The following is a 1,128-nucleotide window of genomic DNA, read 5'->3' as shown; positions in this document are numbered from 1 at the left end:
TCGACTACCTGTTCTCGACGACCGCCACCCACCGGATCGAGGCGGCGACGGCGGCGACGGCAGCACCGAAGAACCCCTCGGCCCGTCCTGGCGGTATGTCGCGGGAGGGAATCGCGAGAAGCGCGCAGTGGCGCGACGGGCGCTGGAACGACGTGGTGATCTACGCCATCCTCCGCGAGGAGTGGGAGGCCGGCCGCGCCACGCAGACGAAGCGGGACGAGACCGCCGAGGGCAGCGCGCTTCGTTGACTCTCGGCGGGTGCCTGCGTACCGTGGCGGGGAAGAGCGGCGCAGTTGCCGCACAGTCAGTCGAAACGAAGGAGAGACGAAATGACGAGTATCGCTGATCTCAGGATCGCTGTTCGCGAAGCGTCGGACTCCGCAGCCTCGAACGACATCTCGTCGGGGCGGGAGACGATCGACGAGGCCATCTTCCGCAGTTTGGTCGGCCGTGACACCGAGGCGATCGACACGACCGTGTCCGCCACCGAGACCAACAACCCCCAGATGTGCACGACGATCATGGGGCCCACCTGCCAGAACAACACGGTGTGCAACTGCGCCGTCGGTCCGACATTCGCAGTGGAACCCGCTGCCCCGGTGACGTTCGGCTGGCGCGCCTAGCACCGGATGCCAGGCCCAACCCCCGCGGCGTGGGTCGAGGACATCGGGGACTCGGAACGCCATAACTGGCCCGTCCTGCTGATCTGGTCGCAGGTGAGCGACCTGTGCGAGGAGCTGTCCGAGCTCGAGCGCACATGTGACGTCCTTGCGGAGGGCGCATTGGTGGGCGCGTTCGCGAGCTCGTTCGTTTCGCAGGCGACGACGCTTCTCTCGCTTGCTGCGCAGGATGAGTACGAGCGGGTGAGTGGACGTTCCATCCCTGACGACGGCCGTGAGATGTGGGACGAGTTCGCCGAGTCCGGGCACCGCTGGGCGGAGTTGATGGATCTCGGCGATCTCGTTCCGAGAGCGGAGCGGCTCGGAACCGTCTTCCGCCGCGCTGCGCGCCTGTTCGTCGACGATCTCCGTGCCGAACTCGCGTCGGGAACCTGGGCAGCGGCGTTGCTCGCCTCCGTGAGCCACCTGAAGGTCCTCGGAGACGTGCATCCGCGCGGAGCGGTCCTCG

The 1,128-nt window shown here is 67.3% G+C and carries 2 protein-coding genes and 1 pseudogene; all 3 read left to right on the top strand.

Annotated features, from left to right (window positions below):
• A pseudogene (locus ACNPM4_RS17845) lies at nucleotides 1-248 on the top strand (hypothetical protein); the annotation flags it as partial.
• Nucleotides 249-329: 81 nt separating this feature from the next.
• Nucleotides 330-623 carry a hypothetical protein gene (locus tag ACNPM4_RS17840; protein WP_448986574.1) on the top strand — a complete coding sequence of 98 codons (294 nt, stop codon included), beginning with the start codon at nucleotides 330-332 and terminating at the stop codon, nucleotides 621-623.
• A 6-nt stretch (nucleotides 624-629) separates the two neighbouring features.
• Nucleotides 630-1,128, top strand: a 499-nt coding sequence (locus ACNPM4_RS17835; RefSeq protein WP_448986573.1) for a hypothetical protein, incomplete at its 3' end; no start/stop codon positions are given.

The sequence above is a fragment of the Microbacterium umsixpiens genome (assembly GCF_053543675.1).
This window is presented reverse-complemented; position numbering and strand designations above follow the sequence as displayed.